The sequence below is a fragment of the Bradyrhizobium sp. USDA 4369 genome, from assembly GCF_054056435.1.
In genome coordinates, this window is record NZ_JBSRYH010000001.1 from 8,265,390 (window position 1) to 8,282,866 (window position 17,477).

General features: G+C 62.4%; 14 protein-coding genes and 4 pseudogenes. 4 read left to right on the top strand and 14 right to left on the bottom strand.

Annotated elements, in window-relative coordinates:
* Nucleotides 1–5: 5 nt before the first annotated feature.
* From ACVIJ6_RS37340 to ACVIJ6_RS37390, 11 genes and pseudogenes are all read right to left on the bottom strand, one after another.
* A complete protein-coding gene (locus tag ACVIJ6_RS37340) occupies nt 6–800 on the bottom strand; it encodes an SDR family NAD(P)-dependent oxidoreductase (RefSeq protein ID WP_057199230.1) in 795 nt (264 codons plus the stop codon).
* Nucleotides 801–824: 24 nt separating this feature from the next.
* A complete protein-coding gene (locus tag ACVIJ6_RS37345; RefSeq protein ID WP_057199231.1) occupies nt 825–2,003 on the bottom strand; it encodes a lipid-transfer protein in 1,179 nt (392 codons plus the stop codon).
* 23 nt (nt 2,004–2,026) lie between these two features.
* Nucleotides 2,027–3,535 (bottom strand): AMP-binding protein, encoded by a 1,509-nt coding sequence (locus tag ACVIJ6_RS37350; RefSeq protein ID WP_057199232.1) that lies wholly within the window; start codon nt 3,533–3,535, stop codon nt 2,027–2,029.
* A gap of 15 nt (nt 3,536–3,550) precedes the next feature.
* Nucleotides 3,551–5,101 (bottom strand): AMP-binding protein, encoded by a 1,551-nt coding sequence (locus tag ACVIJ6_RS37355; protein ID WP_057199233.1) that lies wholly within the window; start codon nt 5,099–5,101, stop codon nt 3,551–3,553.
* Between the two features lie 9 nt (nt 5,102–5,110).
* Nucleotides 5,111–6,346 carry a thiolase family protein gene (locus ACVIJ6_RS37360; protein ID WP_057199234.1) on the bottom strand — a complete coding sequence of 412 codons (1,236 nt, stop codon included), beginning with the start codon at nt 6,344–6,346 and terminating at the stop codon, nt 5,111–5,113.
* A 9-nt stretch (nt 6,347–6,355) separates the two neighbouring features.
* On the bottom strand, nt 6,356–7,057 hold the full coding sequence (locus ACVIJ6_RS37365) for an ABC transporter ATP-binding protein (RefSeq protein ID WP_057199235.1): 702 nt from the start codon (nt 7,055–7,057) through the stop codon (nt 6,356–6,358).
* Nucleotides 7,054–7,812: an ABC transporter ATP-binding protein gene (locus ACVIJ6_RS37370; protein ID WP_057199236.1), complete on the bottom strand. Its 759-nt coding sequence runs from the start codon at nt 7,810–7,812 to the stop codon at nt 7,054–7,056. The genes ACVIJ6_RS37365 and ACVIJ6_RS37370 overlap by 4 nt, the downstream gene beginning before the upstream one ends.
* Nucleotides 7,809–8,759 (bottom strand): branched-chain amino acid ABC transporter permease, encoded by a 951-nt coding sequence (locus ACVIJ6_RS37375; protein ID WP_057199237.1) that lies wholly within the window; start codon nt 8,757–8,759, stop codon nt 7,809–7,811. Before ACVIJ6_RS37375 ends, ACVIJ6_RS37370 begins: the two co-directional genes overlap by 4 nt.
* Nucleotides 8,756–9,613: a branched-chain amino acid ABC transporter permease gene (locus ACVIJ6_RS37380; protein WP_057199238.1), complete on the bottom strand. Its 858-nt coding sequence runs from the start codon at nt 9,611–9,613 to the stop codon at nt 8,756–8,758. Before ACVIJ6_RS37380 ends, ACVIJ6_RS37375 begins: the two co-directional genes overlap by 4 nt.
* Before the next feature lie 67 nt (nt 9,614–9,680).
* Nucleotides 9,681–10,424 (bottom strand): annotated as a pseudogene (locus ACVIJ6_RS37385) (ABC transporter substrate-binding protein); the annotation flags it as partial.
* Nucleotides 10,425–10,509: 85 nt separating this feature from the next.
* A pseudogene (locus tag ACVIJ6_RS37390) lies at nt 10,510–10,869 on the bottom strand (ABC transporter substrate-binding protein); the annotation flags it as partial.
* Nucleotides 10,870–11,062: 193 nt separating this feature from the next.
* On the opposite strand from ACVIJ6_RS37390, the gene ACVIJ6_RS37395 reads away from it, so the two are divergent.
* The 3 genes and pseudogenes from ACVIJ6_RS37395 to ACVIJ6_RS37405 form a co-directional block, all read left to right on the top strand.
* Nucleotides 11,063–11,695 carry a TetR/AcrR family transcriptional regulator gene (locus ACVIJ6_RS37395; RefSeq protein ID WP_162250102.1) on the top strand — a complete coding sequence of 211 codons (633 nt, stop codon included), beginning with the start codon at nt 11,063–11,065 and terminating at the stop codon, nt 11,693–11,695.
* A gap of 74 nt (nt 11,696–11,769) precedes the next feature.
* Nucleotides 11,770–11,980: pseudogene (locus ACVIJ6_RS37400) on the top strand (SOS response-associated peptidase); the annotation flags it as partial.
* Between the two features lie 499 nt (nt 11,981–12,479).
* Nucleotides 12,480–12,767 (top strand): annotated as a pseudogene (locus ACVIJ6_RS37405) (IS5/IS1182 family transposase); the annotation flags it as partial.
* Between the two features lie 55 nt (nt 12,768–12,822).
* On the opposite strand, the gene ACVIJ6_RS37410 reads toward ACVIJ6_RS37405, so the two are convergent.
* The 3 genes from ACVIJ6_RS37410 to ACVIJ6_RS37420 all read right to left on the bottom strand — a co-directional run bounded on the left by ACVIJ6_RS37410 (nt 12,823) and on the right by ACVIJ6_RS37420 (nt 15,843).
* Nucleotides 12,823–13,959, bottom strand: coding sequence for a nitronate monooxygenase (locus tag ACVIJ6_RS37410; protein ID WP_057199303.1), 1,137 nt, complete (start codon nt 13,957–13,959; stop codon nt 12,823–12,825).
* 65 nt (nt 13,960–14,024) lie between these two features.
* The gene (locus ACVIJ6_RS37415) at nt 14,025–15,212 is read right to left on the bottom strand and encodes a cytochrome P450 (RefSeq protein WP_082529128.1); all 1,188 of its coding nucleotides are present in this window, start codon (nt 15,210–15,212) and stop codon (nt 14,025–14,027) included.
* 223 nt (nt 15,213–15,435) lie between these two features.
* Nucleotides 15,436–15,843 (bottom strand): acyl-CoA dehydrogenase family protein, encoded by a 408-nt coding sequence (locus ACVIJ6_RS37420; protein WP_230646580.1) that lies wholly within the window; start codon nt 15,841–15,843, stop codon nt 15,436–15,438.
* A 482-nt stretch (nt 15,844–16,325) separates the two neighbouring features.
* On the opposite strand from ACVIJ6_RS37420, the gene ACVIJ6_RS37425 reads away from it, so the two are divergent.
* Nucleotides 16,326–17,477: a thiolase family protein gene (locus ACVIJ6_RS37425; protein WP_057199245.1), complete on the top strand. Its 1,152-nt coding sequence runs from the start codon at nt 16,326–16,328 to the stop codon at nt 17,475–17,477.

Here is a 17,477-nt window from a genome sequence, read left to right on the forward strand (position 1 = left end):
TCTCGTTAGCCAGTTCGGCACGTGAGCGCACCATCGACAGGAAGAAGCACGCCGGAGACGTATTTCGCGTCATCCGACGCCAGGAACAGCGAGGCATGCGCCACGTCCCAGGCGGTGCCCATCTTGCCCATCGGCACCATCGCATCGCGCCGGGCAATCATGTCGTCGACGGAATCGTAAACGTGCTTGTATGGCTCGACGATCATCGGCGTGTTCATCAGGCCCGGCAACACCGCGTTGCAGCGGATGCCCTTCGGCGCATATTCGACCGCTACGGCGCGGGTGAAGTGGTTCACGCCGGCCTTCGAGGAATAATAGGAAATCATCGGCACGCTGATCGTGGTGATCGATGCGACCGATGACACGTTGACGATCGCGCCGCCGCCCTGCTTGACCATTTCCGGGAGGACGCGCTGGCAGGTGAGAAAGAACCCCTTCAGGTTCACCGCCATGACGCGGTCCCAGCTCGCCTCGTCGATATGCTCGGGACCGCCGGGCTCGGCGATGCCGACATTGTTCTGCAGGATGTCGATGCGGCCATGACGGCTGATGGCCGCACCGACGGCCGCATCGATGTCCGCGGCCGACGTGATGTCGGCGCGCAGGGCCTCGGCCCTGCCGCCTTCTTCCGTGATGATCGCGACGGCGCGCTCCGCCGATGCTAGATCGCGGTCGACGCAGATCACCGTCGCGCCTTCGCGCGCGAACAGGACGGCCGTGGCCTTGCCATTGCCCCAGCCTTCACCGACGCAGCCGGCTCCCATGACGAACGCGATCTTGTCCTTGAGCCGCTGCGACATCGGTGAATTACTCCCGCTTCTGGTTCAGTTCTTTTCGTAGAGCGTCACGACGGCCGCGCCGCCGAGGCCGAGGTTGTGCTGGAGCGCCAGCCGCGCACCGTCGACCTGGCGGGCCTCGGCGGTGCCGCGCAACTGATGGACAAGTTCGTAGCACTGCGCGAGGCCGGTCGCGCCGAGCGGGTGTCCCTTGGACAGCAGGCCGCCGGACGGGTTGGTGACGAAACGTCCGCCATAGGTATTGTCGCCATCGAGAACGAACTTCTCGGCCTCGCCCTCGCCGCAGAGGCCAAGCGCCTCGTAAGTGATGAGTTCGTTCTGCGCGAAGCAATCATGCAGTTCGACGACATCGACATCGTCGGGGGCGATGCCGGCCTTCTCGTAGACCTTTTCGGCCGCCGACTTCGACAGGTCGAAGCCGACGACGCGCATCATGTCGCGGGTCTCGAAGGTGCTGGGACGGTCCGTCGTCATGGCCTGCGCGCGGATGCGAACTGTGTCGTTCAGGTTATGGCGTCTGGCGAACGCCTCGGAGACGAGCACGGCGGCGGCGGCGCCGCAGGTCGGCGGACACGCCATCGAGCGCGTCATCACGCCCTCCCAGATCACCGGCGCCTGCATCACATCGCCTTCGGTCATTTCTTTCCGGAACAGCGCCAGCGGGTTGCGCGCGGCATGGCGGCTGGCCTTGGCGCGGATCTTCGCGAACGTCGAGAGCTGCGTGCCGTACTTGTCCATGTGCTGCTTGCCGGCGCCGCCGAAATAACGGAGCGCCAGCGGAATCTCGCCATGGCCGACAAGTTCATCGGTGACGCGGTCGAATTCCGAGAACGGCGACGGCCGGTCCTCGAAGATCGACCCCAGCGCACCCGGGCGCATCTGCTCGAAGCCGACGGCCAGCACGCAATCCGCCGCGCCGCTTTCGACCGCCTGCCGCGCCAGATAGAGCGCGGTCGAGCCGGTGGAGCAGTTGTTGTTGACATTGACGATCGGGATGCCGGTCATGCCGACCCGGTAGAGCACCTTCTGGCCGGCGGTGGAGTCGCCGTAGACGAAACCGGCATAGGCCTGCTCGATGGCGTCGTAGCCGAGGCCGGCATCCGCAAGCGCCAGCTTGACCGCCTCCTCGCCCATCGCGTCATAGGGCGCTGATGCGCCCGGCTTTGCGAACGGGATCATGCCGACACCTGCAACGATCGTGGTCATTGTGCGCTCCTTGTGTTCGCCGATTACGCGGCCGTTTCGCTTTCGATGATTTTCCGGATTTCGGTCTTGAGGATCTTGCCGTAGTTGCTTTTCGGCAGGCTCGGCAGGAACCGGTAGGACTTCGGCCGCTTGAAGCGGGCGATATGTTCGATGCAGAAGGCATCCAGTTCCGCGGCCGTCACCGGCGCCGACGACGCCACGAAGGCGATGACCTCCTCGCCCCAGTCGGGATGGCGGCGACCGATCACGCTGACCTCCGCCACGGCGGGATGGCGCAGCAGCACCTCCTCAACTTCCCGCGGATAAATGTTGGAGCCGCCGGAGATGATGACGTCTTTCGAGCGATCCTTCAGATAGAGAAAACCGTGCGCGTCGAACGTGCCGACATCGCCGGTCCACAGCCAGCCGTCGCGCAGCGCCTGCGCGGTGGCGGCCGGATTGTTCCAGTAGCCGGCCATCACGACATCGCCTGATACGATGACCTCGCCGTTCTCGCCCGGCGGCATGTCGTTGCGGTCGGCATTGACGACGCGGACCGCGACGCCCGTGCGGGGGATGCCGACCGATGACAGCCGGTCGTCGAGACGGCCGTCGCCATTGTCGAGATGCATGTGGGGCGGCAGGTAGCTGATCGTGCACGGCGACTCGCCCTGGCCATAGGCCTGCCACAGCCGCGGGCCAAGCGCCGACAGCGCGCGCTTGAGATCCTCCACATACATCGGCGCGCCGCCGTAAAAGATGTGATCGAGGTGCTCCACCGTGAGGTCGGCCATGGACGGCGAGAGGACGAGCCGGTTCACCATGGTCGGAGCGGCGAAGAATGAGCTGCCCGGGTATCGATTGATGAGGTCGACGATTTCGGCCGGCTCGAAGCCGCCGCTCTCCGGCACGACATTGGCGGCGCCGCGTACCAGGTGCGCGAGCGCAAGCAGCCCTGCGCCGTGCGACAGCGGCGCCGGATAAAGCGACGCGTCGGTTTCGTCGACCGGGCCGATATCGGCGAGGAAGCTCATCGTCATGTTGTAAAGGTTGCGATGGGTCAGCATCGCGCCCTTTGGATAACCTGTGGTGCCGCTGGTGTAGAACAGCCACGCATTGTCGCCGGGCGCGGCCGGTGCCGGCCGAAGATCGGACGGCACCGTCGCAAGCATCGCGCGATACGCCTCGCCGTCGACATCGACGACGTTGCCCGGCTGCGACAGTCCGCCCTCGATGTCGGTGAACAGCACCGAGGCGGCGCAATTGTCGAGGATGTAGGCCAGTTCCTTCGGATGCAGCTTGGCATTGATCGGCGCCACCGCCAGCCCAGCGAACCAGGCGCCGAACAGGATCTCGAAATATTCAGGGCGATTGGACAGGAAGACGCCGACCCGCGAGCCCGGCGCAAAGCCCTTGTTGCGCAAGGCCTGGCCGAGCGCCGCGCTGCGCTGCAGAAGCTGCGCATAGCTATGGATCGTCGCGCTGCCGAGACAGACCGCCGGGCGATCCGCAAACGCTTTCGCCGCATTGGCGAGTACCATGGCGATATTCATGGGCTTCTTCCCCGTTCAGATGGCGCGCGTGCGTCCCTTCCAGAACGTCTCGCGAATATCCTTCTTACGGACCTTTCCGACCGCGCTGCGCGGCAGGCTGTCCCAGAAATCCACCGACTTCGGCGCCTTCACGCTGCCGAGCTTCGCCTTGCACAGCGCAATGATCTCATCGGAATTGGTGCTCGAACCCTGCTTGAGTTCGATGACGGCCTTGACCGCCTCGCCCCATTTCTCGTCGGGCACGCCGATGACGGCGCAATCCTGCACCGCGGGGTGGCCCCAGATGATCTGCTCGATCTCGCTCGGATAGACGTTGAATCCGCCGGAGATGATCATGTCCTTCTTGCGGTCGACGATATAGACGTAGCCGTCCTCGTCCTTGAAGCCGATGTCGCCGGTGTGGTGCCAGCCGAAGGTGGACACCTCCGCGGTCGCTTCCGGATTCTTGTAGTAGCCGGGCATCACCAGGTTGCCGCGCACCACGATCTCGCCGCGCTCGCCGGCCGGCATCAGGTTGCCGTCGTCGTCCATGATCTCGACCGGCGTCAGCAGCGTCGGCCGGCCGCAGCTCGCCAGGCGCTTTTCCTTGTCGGGATCGCCGATCACCATGTGCTCCTGCGGTGAGAGGAAGGTGCAGAGCATCGGCGCTTCGGCCTGGCCGAAGGTCTGCGTCATCACCGGCCCGAACACCTCAAGGCATTCCTTCAGCTTGTCCACCGACATCGGCGCGGCAGCATAGATGAAATGCTCGAGCGAGGAGAAGTCGTGCTGCTTGATGGCGGGATGGGCGAGCAGCATGTAGATCGCCGTCGGCGGCAGGAACATGTGGGTGACGCCCTCGGTCTCGATGGCGTTCACCACCTTGGCGGCGTCGAAGCCCGGCAGGATGATCTGCGTTGCTCCTGCCGCCATCAGCATGATGCCGACGCCGCCCGCCGCATGCGTCATCGGCGCCACGACGAGATGAACCGGCGGCTTCTTCACCGGCATCGAGGTGAAGAAGTTCGAGATCATGGTTTCCCAGACCAGGTTGGTCCAGAGCACGCCCTTAGGCCGGCCGGTGGTGCCGCCCGAAGAGAAAACCGAAATCGGCTTGCCGGGATCCTCGGGGATATCGGGATCCGTCTCAGGCGCATCCGAAATCCAGTCCAGCAGGAAGGGCGCATCCGCGCCCGCCTTGTCGATGCAGACATAGTGGCGGATCTTCGGGCACTCCTTGCGGAACACCTGCACATTGGCTTCGAATTCGCTGTGATAGAATAGCACCTCGACGTCGCAATTATCGAGGATGTAGGCGTTGTCTTCCGCGGAGTTGCGGGCGTTGATCGGCACCCAGATATTGGCGCCGCGGATGATGCCGAGAATGCACTCGAACGCCGTCGCGCCATTCGGGCTATACACCGCGGCCATCTGGCCCGGCTTGAGGCCGGTTGCCGCGAGCGCGTTGGCGATCCGGTAGCTGCGGAACTGCACTTCGCGGAACGTCCGCGACACCGTTGCATCCTTCAGGCAGATGCGGGACGGATTGATGCCGACGCCGCGGTCAAAGAAATCGATCAGCCGCATGAATGGCCCTCAGCGTTCCAGGATCGTGATGCAGGCGGTCGCTTCCTCATAGTGATGGAAGCCGCCACCGTTCTCGGCAATGGCGTGATGCGCGCCCTCGACCTGCCGCGCCCCCGCCTCGCCGCGAAGCTGGCTCACGAGCTCGTAGATCTGCGCGAGGCCGGTCGCCCCGATCGGGTGACCGCGGGATTCGAGCCCGCCGGAGACGTTGATCGGAATCCGGCCGCCGAGCGCCGTGTCGCCGTCCCGCACCAGCCGGCCGCCATCGCCAAGCGGTGCGAAGCTGAGCAGTTCGGCTTGGTGCAGTTCCGCGAAGGCGCTGGCGTCATGCACTTCGGCCACCGACATGTCGGCGGGGCCGACACCGGCGATCTCGTAGGCGCGGTTGGAGGCGAGCCGGCACAGATGTCGCTCGAGGTCGTTGGCCTCGCGGTCGGAGCCGGAAGCCAGCACGGAGGCGGCGATCCGGATCGCCCGCGTGGCGCCGAGCGCGCGCGCCTTCTCCGCCGAACAGACGATCGCGGCGGCCGCGCCGTCGCTGATCGGCGCGCACATCGGCAGCGTCAGCGGCCACGACACTTCGCGCGCCGCCAGCACGTCGTCAGCGGTCATCGCGTCCTGGTACTGCGCCTTCGGATTGAGCGACGAATGCCGGTGGTTCTTCGCGGAAACCTCGGCGATGTCGCGCTGCGTCGTTCCAAAGCGATGCATGTGATAGCGCGCCAGCGAGGCGTAGACGTCCATGAATACGCTGCGCTTGCCGCTGTTCTGGCCGGCGCCCGGCGGCAGCGCGAGATCCTTGCCAAGCGCCGTCAAGCGCCGAACGCTGCCGTCGACGTCATGCACGTCCCAGGCGCCGTCGAAGATCGCAAAGGATTTTTCCCGGTCATTGGCGTTCATCTTTTCCGCGCCGATCGCCAGCGCGATGTCGCCCTGCCCCGACGCGATATAAGCGAAGGCGGCGTTGAGCGCCGTCGAGGCGCTGGCGCAGGCATTCTCGACGTTCGTCACCGGAATGCTTTCGAAGCCGAGCGCCCTGAGAACCAGCTGGCCGCGCACCAGATGCTGGCCCTCCACGACGCCCTGCGCGGTATTGGCGAAGAACGCAGCCTGGACATCACTCCGCGCGATGCCGGCATCGGTGAGCGCCTCTTCCACCGCGCCGCGCGCGATCGTTTCGAGCCGATCGTCGAGGTAGCGGCCGAACCGCGTCATGCCAACCCCGATGATGTAGACGTCGGCCATGACTTCCTCCTAGACGCTGATGAGAGACTCAATGCGGGCGCGATCCGCCTGCAGTTCTGCGGTAGTGCCCGACCAGACGACCCGGCCATTATCGATAACAAATTGCCGGCGCGCCAGCTTCAGCGGTACCTTCAGGTTCTGTTCGACCAGCAGCATGGCAATACCTTCGGCATTGATGACGCGCATGGACTCGATGAGCTGGTCGACGATCAGCGGCGCAAGTCCCTCGGTCGGCTCGTCGAGCAGCAGTACCTCCGGATTGGTCAGCAGGCCGCGGCCGACCGCCAGCATCTGCTGCTCGCCGCCGGACAGCGTATCGCCGCCCTGCGCCGCGCGCTCCTGCAGCCGCGGAAACAGCTGGTAGATGCGCTGCAGCGACCACGGCCCCTTGCGGCCCATTACGGTCGCGATCTTCAGGTTTTCCTCGACCGTCAGGTTCGGGAAGATGCGCCGGTTTTCCGGAACGAAGGCAAGCCCCAGCCGCCCGAGTTGATGGGGCTTCAGCGCCGTGACGTCGCGATCGCCGATCAGCCGTCGCCCGCTGTGAACGGCATTGAGGCCAATGGCCGCCTTCAGCAGTGTGCTCTTGCCGGCGCCGTTGCGGCCGATCAGGGACACGACCTCGCCGGCCGCCACGTCGATCGAGACGTGATGCAGGGCCTGCGCCTTGCCGTAAAAAACGTCGCAATCCTGCAGGGCCAGCGCGCTCATTCGTCGTTCCCGAGATAGGCGGCGCGCACCGCCGGGTTCGCCTTGATCTCCGCCGGTGAACCGGATGCCAGCAACTGTCCCTGCACCATCACGACGATCTCGTCGGAGATCTGCATCACGACGTCCATGTTATGCTCGATGAGCAGGACGGTTCGTCCCGCCACGATCCGCCGGATCAGGTCGATGGCCTGCTCGAGGCGCTCATGGCCGACGCCGGCGAGCGGCTCGTCGAGCAGCAGCACGCTGGGATCGCTGAGCAGCGCGAGGCCGACCTCGAGCGCCCGCTGGTCGCCGTGCGAGAGGTTCTCGGCCGGTGCATGCGCCAGCCGCTCAAGCCCGATCTGTTCGAGCACCCGTTCGGCATCCTGCCGGATCTCGGCGAAGCGGCCGGCCGGCATCCAGAACGGCTGCACGCGATAGCGGTGGGCGAAAGCCCCGAGCTTCAGGTTCTCCAGCACGGTCATGCCGGAGAATATCTTGGTGATCTGGAAGCTGCGGCCGAGGCCGGCCCGCGTCCGCGCATGGATGGACAGTTTCGTGATGTCCCGCCCGTTCAGGGTCACCTGCCCGGCGGCCAGCGTCGCGTGGCCAGAGAGTGCATTCATCAGCGTGGTCTTGCCGGCGCCGTTGGGCCCAATCAGCCCATAGATCCGCCCGGACAGGAAGCTGCGGCTGACGCCCGCGACGGCCTTGAGGCCGCCGAACGCGACTTGGATGTTCTCGCACTGCAGGGAAACGCCGGCGCCGGTGCTCATTTCGACGCACCTCTCCCGATGCGTCCGAACACGGCAAAGAGACCGGCGATTCCCTTCGGCAGGAAGATTGTGCAGAGAATGAAGACGATGCCGAGGATGCCGTACCAGTGCTCGGTGAACTGGCTCAGTTCCTCCTTGAGGACCTCGAACACCGCGACGCCCAGCACCGGACCGAGCAAGGTGCCCTTGCCGCCGAGCAGCGTCATGATCAGCACATCGCCGGAGGTGCTCCAGTGCAGCATCTGCGGGCTGACATAGAACATCAGCGAGGCCAGCAGCGCGCCGCTGACGCCGGCATAGGCACCCGAGATCATGAAGGCGCACTGGCGCAGCCGCTGCACGTTGTAACCGATCTGCTCGGCCCTGACGTCGTTGGCCTGCACCGCCTTCAACGCGCTGCCGAAAGGCGAGACGCGCAACAGCGCCATGATCGCCAAGCCGATCACGAACACCGCGACAAGGAAGTAGAAATAGTTGCGGTTGTTGTAGAAATCGACGCCGAAGAGGGCCGGCCGCAGCACGCCGGGAATACCGTCCAGACCGCCGGTGAAGGCCCGCAGCTTCGTGCTGGCTAGGATGTAGACGAGTTGCGCCAGCGCCAGCGTCAGCAGCGAAAAGAACAGGCCCGACACACGCAATGCGAACACGCTGAGCAGGAAGGCCAGCGCCGCGCCGGCGACGGCCGCCACCAGCAGCGAGGGCAGGAAGCCGAACTGAGGCGCCAGCAGCGCCAGCGCATAGCCGCCAGCGCCGAACATGGCGGCATGTCCGAAGGACAGCATGCCGGCCATGCCGAAGATCAGGTCGAAGCCGATCGCGAACAGCCCCCAGATCAGGATCAGGCTGATCAGGTTCAGGCTTTCCTCGCTGGTCGAAACCATCGCAAAGACGATCATGGCGGCGATGGCGGCCGCCATCAGGATCTGGTCGAGACGGAACATGCTCATGCCGCACGTCCCTTGCGGCTGAACAGGCCTGACGGGCGGGTCAACAGGGTGACGATCAGCAGCACGAAGGTAATCAGTTCCACCCACTCCGGCGCATAGGTGAACCCGGCCGCGCGCGCCATGCCGAGCAACAGCGCGGCGAAGATCGCGCCCTTGATATTGCCGAGGCCGCCGATGATCACCACCACGAAGCAATCGATGATCACGCTAAAGCCCATGCCGAGTTCGATCGGCACCAGCGGCGCCGCGACGACGCCGCCGAGCGCAGCAAGCCCGGAGCCGAGCGCAAACACCGCGGTGCGCACCCGCGCCACGTCGACGCCGAGCGTCTGTGCCATTTCGGAATCGGAGCTCGCGGCGCGGATCACCATGCCGAGCTTGCTGCGATCGAGCAGCAGGAACAGCAGGACGGAGACCAGCGCGCCGAAGCCGATGATGAACAGGCGATAGGACGGGATCTGGCTGCCGAACAGTGCAATCGGCTGCGAAAACAGGGCCGGCGTCGGCACCTGCTTGTAATCGAGTCCCCAGATCAGGCGAACCGATTCCTCGATCACCAGGATGAAGCCGAAGGTCAGCAACAGCTGATAGATGTGATCGCGGTTGTAGACCGGCCGCAGCGTGATCACCTCCATCGCCGCGCCGAGCGCCGCAACGACCAGCGGCGCGAGCGCCAGCCCGATCCAGAACGAGCCGGTCCAGTGCACGATCTGGTAGCAGACATAGGCGCCCAGCATATAAAGGGCGCCGTGGGCGAAGTTGATCACGCCCAGCATGCCGAAGATCAGCGTCAGGCCCGCCGCCAGCAGGAACAGCAGAAAGCTCAAGCTCAGGCCGATGACGATCGTCGACACGCCAGGGAGATCCGGGGGTTGGAAAGACGAGGAGTGAGGCGCGTCCCGGCCCGGGACGCGCCTCGTTTCACGAGCAGACGTCGAACAGCTTGGAGGCGTCGAACACGTCGGTGATCTTCATGGTCAGCGGCGGCAACGGCGCCTGGCCTTCGGTCACGACACCCCACAGGCCGACCTGCGCCGCCTGGTGATCGCAGCCGCGCATGACCTTCTTGCCCTCGAGCGAATTCTCGCGGGTGCTCTTGGCGAAGGCATCGACCCACGTTTCGCGGTCCCAGCTCTTGGTCGACTCGACGACATCGAGCCACCAGCTGATGCCGTCATAGGCCTCGCCGGCAAAGCTCGAGGGCCACTCGTTGTACTTGGCACGGTAGGCCTCGACGAACTTCTTGTTGGCGGGATTATCGACCGTGAAGTGGTAGCGCACGCCCGAATAGACGCCGACCGCTGCCGGGCCGACCGCCGCAGCGAGGGTCTCGTCCTGCAGCACCGGACCGAACTGGGTCTTGGTCTTGTTGAGGCCGACCTGGCCGGACTGTTTGAGGAAGGTGACCGCGTCATTGCCGGTGACGATGACCGCGATGCCGTCGGCGTCGGACTTCGCCATCTTGTCGACGATCACGGAGTAATCGCGGTTGCCGAGCGGCGCGTAGTCATTGCCGACGATCTCGATGCCGGCCTTCTTGGCTTCGGCGGCAAACAGCTCCCAGCCGTCGCGGGTCGCCTGGTAGTCGGCGGTCACGCCGTAGATCTTCTTCAGCCCCTTGACCTTCGCGAACTCGATGCACATCCGGATTTCCATGCCGAGCGTGTTCGAGGTGCGGAACGTGTAGCGCGAACCGTTGCGGCCGCGTGATCTTGTCGTCGGCGGAAATGGTCACCAGCAGCGGGATCTTGCGCTGGTCGGCCAGGCCCTGCAGCGCCAGCGTCGATGCCGAGCCGACTGCGCCGAACATCATCTGCGCGCCACCCGCCAGCAGGCGCGTCGCCTTCTGAACGGCGGGCTGCGGCTTGGTCTCGTCGTCTTCCCACGACACCCGGATCGGCTTGCCGAGCACCTTGCCGCCGCGGTCGGCGATGGCGAGTTCGACGCCCTGCCGCATGTCCTTGCCGATGATGCCGTAAGCGCCGGAAAACGCCAGGATACCGGCGATATGAAAATCAGCCGGCTCATCCGCAGCGAGAACACCTGTCGCCGGAGCAAAGGCCGACAGCGCCGCACCGGCCGAGCTCAGCAAAAATGTACGACGATGCATAAAACCTCCCAAAAACCTGTCATTTAGATGTATCTTACTGAGGAGTAGGCTATCTCTGACCTCCAGGTAAATGTCAAGCCGCGGAGCGGCTTGCGACCTGCGGCTTGAACGCAGGCGGAGAAATGTGCATTGGAGACAGGGCGCGACGGTGTGTCGCTTCCTGCATCGTGCCGCAACTTGGGGAAGTACAGGGATGACGAAAAAACCAGTGGGGAGAAAGCGTCCCAATGTTTGGGAAAGCGTCGACCTGCGCCAGGAGCAGCACGAGGCCAAGCGTCGTCTAATCCTTAAACAGGCAGCACTTCTGTTCGCGGATCGCGGCTTTCACGAAACAACGATCGATCAGATCGCCGAAGCTCTCAATGTAACCAAGCCGACGATCTACTACTACATCGAGAGTAAGGAAGACCTGCTCTATCAGGTGGCGCATACGGCTCTCGTCGACCTCAATGAGGCCTTGTCTCGCGATCAAGACGCGAAGCTTCCCGCAATCGACCGCCTCGAACAGTTCTTCACGATGTATGGCAGACTCATACTGTCCGAGTTCGGGGTGTGCCTGGCTCTGGTCAGCGACCGCTCGCTTAACGCGCAGTCACGACGCAAGCTTCGCTCGCTCAAGAAGCAATTTGAGATCACCGTTCGGAAAATTCTCGAAGAAGGCAGCAAAGATGGCACCATCTGCGTGGACGATCCGAAAATGTTCATATTTGCCATCTTTGGTGCGTTCAATTGGGCTCCGCAGTGGTTCTCGAACACAGGCGCATCCACTCCGGACGAAGTCACGGCTGCGATGTTCCATGTATTTCGCAGCGCTGCGGCTCGGTAAAGCAGGGCAATTGAAAAAGCGCTGGCTGGACTGACCAACACGGAAAGCAATACTGGCATACAATTGCCATGGGTATCCGCAACACGTCGTCACCACGCTGGCGCGGATGACTGAAGCCGAAAAACCGATGCTGGGGCCATCCAATAGGTTGGCCGAGTACGCGCCCGAGCCGAACCTCGAGACCAAGAAAAAGGACGTCGTCTGGTTCGCGATCGATGATAATCGGCCGCTCACGTGCTTTGCTGTGCTGAGTTCAAGGGCGATCGTGACGCAAAATCGAAGCCTCCTCGTTGAGCAGGGTCGACGCGCTCAAGCAGAAGCCGTGCGCGCGGTGATCGCCGCCGGTGCCATTATCGCAGCCCACAATCGCAGCGTCCAGCGCAACCGAGTTGCCCCCGAAGTCGCCCAGCCCGAGGTAAGTGTCTCGCTCGGCATCATGGAGCACAATGGATGAGGGTACGCATCAAGGCCCTCCCTTGACCTCGCGATATTATAGTCGGTCAACCCCATCGGGCTTCCGAGTCAGACCCGGTTCGATTCCGGTCCGAGCCATTGTGGATACCGGAACGGCATGGGGCGCGCCTGCCGCTTGGGAGCCTGCTGACTTATTTTAGCCAGCTAATACCGCCCGTCAGCTTGTTGGCACTTCTGTTTACGTGTTTCGGCAATTCCCGGACACCGATTTCGGTAATTCGCGGACAGTGATTTCAGTAATTGCGGGACAAGGATTCCGCTAAATCGCGGACAGTTATGGAGCTGGTTTTTCGGGAGCGCCTTTCAGGCAAACCCCCGTCGCGTCTTCATCTCCGGCCAGAAGCGCGACGTCTTTGGTGTCATCAAGCGCGAGCTGCCCCGTCGCTCCGCCATCGAGCTCATCATCGGTCACATGAAGGCCGAAGGCCATCTCGGCCGCAGCTTCCTCAAAGACCGCGCCGGCGACGCCGCCAACGTCGTCCTCTCAGCCGTGGGCCTCCGCCGCATCCTCGCCTGGCTGAGAGAACTCTGGTGCCTGTTCCTGTCAGCTCTATGGCGCACGCTGGCCTGTCCAGCCCCGCTCAATTCGGCTTCTTAACGGACGACCACCTTGGGTCGGGAGCACTGTACGAAGTCTTCCCAATCGTAAGAGCTCAGTCAGCCAACGTTGCGGATAGCCGCTCGACCGCCTCCGCAAAATCTCGCTTGAAATCCAAAACTACGGATCGCGCCGACTGCTCGGCATTCATCAGACCGACTGCCTGACCGACGAAATAGGCAGCAAGCTCCTTTGCACCGCTGTGCCCGCCGGCCGCAAGCTTATCGATCTTCGAAAACGGGGGGCGACTGAGCAGTCCCTGCAGTGGCATGGGCAGCGGATCAGGCGCATCTTTTGTAGCCCAGGCATCCGACCATGCTGACTGCAGGTGGCGCGTGGGCTTGCCGGTTCGACTGCGAGAACGGACCGTCTGACGTGAGGTCGCCTTCAGCATCTTCTCTTTGACGGTGGGTGTCGTCTCCGCCTCTGTCGTCGTCAGCCACACGGAGCCGGTCCAGGCACCCGCAGCCCCCATGGCCATGCAAGCCGCCATCTGCCGGCCAGTCGCAATGCCGCCCGCCGCCAAGACATAGATATCCTTGTAACTTTCGATCGCTTCAAGCACTTCCGGAATCAGCACCATCGTTGCGATCTCTCCGCAATGACCCCCAGCCTCCCCGCCAGCGGCCACTAGAATATCGACTCCAGCTTGCGCGTGCTTGACAGCGTGTTCTCTTGCACCAGTCAGCGCGCCAACCATGATGCCCCTCTCTCGAGCGCGCTCCATCACCGATTTTGGCGGCACACCCAACGCGTTCACGAAGAGCTTGATCGGATGATTGAAAGCAACGTCAATGAGCTTTAGAGCACCAACTTCCCGCATGTTGTCCGAAGAGCGGCCGTCGTATTCGCCGTTCCACAAATCAGTTGAGTCGATTCCATGCCGATCGAGAAGTTCTTCAACGAACTTGCGGTGACCCATAGGGATCTGCTCGCGGAGCTTGTCGTCGGTTAGTACACCTGCCTTATCCTCCATCCTGGTTGGGATGAGCAAGTCAATACCATACGGCTTGCCCTGGACCTTCTTGTCGATCCAGTCCATCTCGATCTCAAGACTATCCGGTGTTAAACCGACCGCGCCGAGGACGCCAAAGCCTCCCGCGTTGGTCACTTCCGCAACGACATCGCGGCAGTGGGTAAATGCAAACAGTGGAAACTCTATACCGAGCTTGTCGCACAATTCGGAGTTCATGTTTTTCTTCTCGTCTATGGTCAATCACACCACGACACAGCTCTTACGATTCTCACGGCCATATTCTATCCAAGCTTCAAGGGCAGCGCGCGGGGCCCTCTTACGGCTCCTTCGGACCATTTCACCGCCTTGGGATCTGCCATATGAAACTCGGGAACTCGCTTGAGAAACTCCTCGACGGCCACTCTAAGCTCCATTCGAGCTAGATTCGATCCTATGCAACGATGGACGCCGAGGCCGAAGGCGGCATGTCGATTTTCCTTGCGATCGATGATGACCGTGTCGGCGTCCGGAAACATTGCAGGATCGCGATTGGCTGCGGGGAACGAAAGGAGGACCATCTGACCTGCCTTGTACGGACAGCCTTCAACGACGGTATCCTTGGTTACCATGCGGGCCATCGTCACGGGTGAGTAAGCTCGCAATAATTCTTCGATCGCCGTCGGCATCAGGGAAGGGTCCACTGCAAGCCGGCGCCTGTCTTCAGGTGTCTTGGCAAGATGCCACAAGCAAGCCCCGATCCCGCTCCACGTCGTGTCAATGCCGGCAATAAGGAGCAGTCGCAGAGTTCCCAGAATGTGATTGTCCGTAAGAGGTTGCCCGTCGACACGAGCGGCAACAAGATAGTTGATGAGATCTTCAGATGGGGCCCTTCGCCGCCGTTGCACCTGGTCAAGGAAGTAGGTGGTCATTTCCTCCAGCGTGCGCACCATCGCTTCGTCATCAAGAACTGCCGCTTCGACCACTCCATGCACCCAGTCGCGGAATTTTTGACCATGATCCGCCGGTAATCCAAGCAATTTTGCTATCACGCGCACGGGAATATGTTGGGCATAGTCGAGCGCCGCGTCGCACTCGTTGTTGCCGGCGAACCGGTCGATTAGCTCGTTGCAGATGACGCGCGTTTCGGGAATTAGCTTGTCGATGGCTGCCGGCGTGAAAGGCGGCAGCAACACCATCCGCGCCAGGCGATGGTGTGGGGGATCGGAGGTGATGGGCGGTGCCGGCGATTTTATGGGCGGCGGGGTCGCGCGTACTTGCACACGGCGCGAGGAGAAGGCTTGCGTGTCATATGCGATCTCGCGAATGTCCTTGTAGCGCGTAGGCAAGTATACCCCCTGAAACCGATTGGTATGCGCAACGGGACAAGAACTGCGCAACTCGGCCCAGATCGGAAAGGGGTCCTCGATCCATCGTGGATCGAGGTGATCGAAGTCTGTTGCCCAATCCTCGACAGGTGGACGGATACTCAATTTTGCCTCCCAAGCGTTCAAAGATGACTTGCGGTCTGGCGAGCGTCGGCCGGACCAAGCCGCCGTATTCCAATTCACGCCATTAGCCAGCCCTGCACGGCTGCAGCCTCCTGCCGACAATACTCGGGCGCTCCCAGCATCTGACGGTTAAACGCGATGCGTTTGAACCAATAGTGCAAGCCAAGCAGGTCAGTGAAGCCCATCCCTCCATGCACTTCCGTGGTCAGACGTGCGACTGACCATCTTCAACCCGCGCATGTGTTTTTGCGGCAGCGAGGTCCGAGCCAGACCCCGGCTCAGAATAACCTTGACACCAGATGACCTCGCCGCGGATGGTCGGACCGATCCATTTCGCACACTGCTCCTTGGATCCGACCTCAAGAAGGGTCGGAACGAGCATCGATATCCCTTGGTTCATAATGCCAGCGGAAACACCGGCCGTCGAAAACTCGTCGGCTATGATCGCCAGCTCCCTTACGTCCAAAGGTAATCCGAAGCCGCCATACTCTTTGGGAATCGTGCGCGCGAAATATCCGTGTCGAAGCAGCAGGTGTTGCCACTCGAGCGCCCGCTTGTCGGGTCGCTTGCGGCCGCCGCCCGTTCGCGGCGATAGGTCGCCGTGGCGCCTCACGAAGGCCGCGAACCTCCTCCCGTAGCGCTCGATATTTGGGGCCGTAGCTCAAGTCCATGAGCATCCTCCTCCGCCAAGTGCTCCGTGCACAGTCGGTGCGATGCGCCACAACGGACGTGGCCCTCGCTTGCGCAAGATCTCGCAGCTTCCGAACCGCCCCCTCAGCCCCTGACCGAGCAGCCGGGCACTTGCCTTCATTGCGCAACAATTCTAACGTTTGTTTGGTTTATACTCTTATGTTCTGCAGCCGCGGTCAAGGAGGCTGCTACATGATTTTGGTTCATTCGGGACGACCCAATTGGCCGGCCGTAGGAGCTCGGAGAGTCGGCATATCCGGATGCGTCGAGCTTGTTCGATGAAGCAAAGGGTTACTCGAGACATACGAGCAAGACGGCCATACTGTTTCGGTCGGCCTTGTATCAGCTCAGATCGTCGGCGTCGCGATGGCCAAAGACAACATAGTACAATTAAGGAGGCTTTAGATGTCACTCCGGGAACGGATCGCCATAACCGGCGTCGGCGAAACGGCATATAGCCGCAACTCTGGAAAAAGCGTGCTCGCTCTTCAGCTCGAAGCATCACTAAAAGCCATCGACGACGCCGGACTGTCGCCTAAAGACATTGACGGTATCATTCCCTATTCGAACTCAGCGGTCGTCGCGGAGGATTTCGTGACAAATTTCGGCATCGACGACCTTCGCTTTTCAGCCACCACGCCTCTCGGAGGCGCAAGTTGCGTGGCCGGAATTCAAGCCGCGCTCTTAGCGATCAGCGCAGGTCTCTGCAACCATGTGCTGCTGCCGATCGGACGGAACGGCTCGTCTGCAGGTCGCATTGGCACCCGGGTCCAGCAGATGCCGCAGTTCAAGGTCGTCGGCGAGTTCGAGATGCCGATCGGGGCAATCGCGCCAGCGCAGCTCTACGCCGCGATGGCGCGGCGGCACATGGAACTCTATGGCACGACAAGCCGCCAACTTGGGGAGATCGCCGTCTCGACCCGCCACAACGCAGTCCTGAATGGCAATGCGATGATGACGAAGCCTATCACCATTGAAGATCACCAGAATTCGCGCATGATCTCCGATCCGCTTCGGTTGCTGGACTGCAGTCTTGAGAGCGATGGCGGTGCCGCGATCGTCGTCAGCGCTGCCGAGCGCGGCAAGGATATGAGACAGAAGCCAATCCTCGTTATGGGCGTGGCTGAAGGACATCCCGACTCTCCGAGTTCGATTACCCAGCGTCCCGATATGACACGTTTGGGCATTGCAAAAGCCGCCCCCAAGGCCTTTGCGATGGCGGGCGTATCGCCTCGGGAAATTCAGGTGGCCGAGATCTACGATTGTTTTACGTATGTCGTTCTCTGCCAGCTGGAAGATATCGGCTTTTGCAAGAAGGGCGAGGGCGGATCGTTTGTCGAGAGCGGCGCCATAAGGCTTGGCGGAAACCTGCCGATCAACACGCATGGCGGTCTGCTTTCCCAAGCGCACATGGTCGGGATGAACCATGTGGTCGAACTTGTAAAGCAGCTCAGGGGAAGTGCCGGAAAGGCCCAGGTAAACGGAGCCGAACTGGGTCTCGTCTCCGGCTACGGCGACATGGGCGACGGGTCGATAGCGATCATGAGGAGAGGTTGA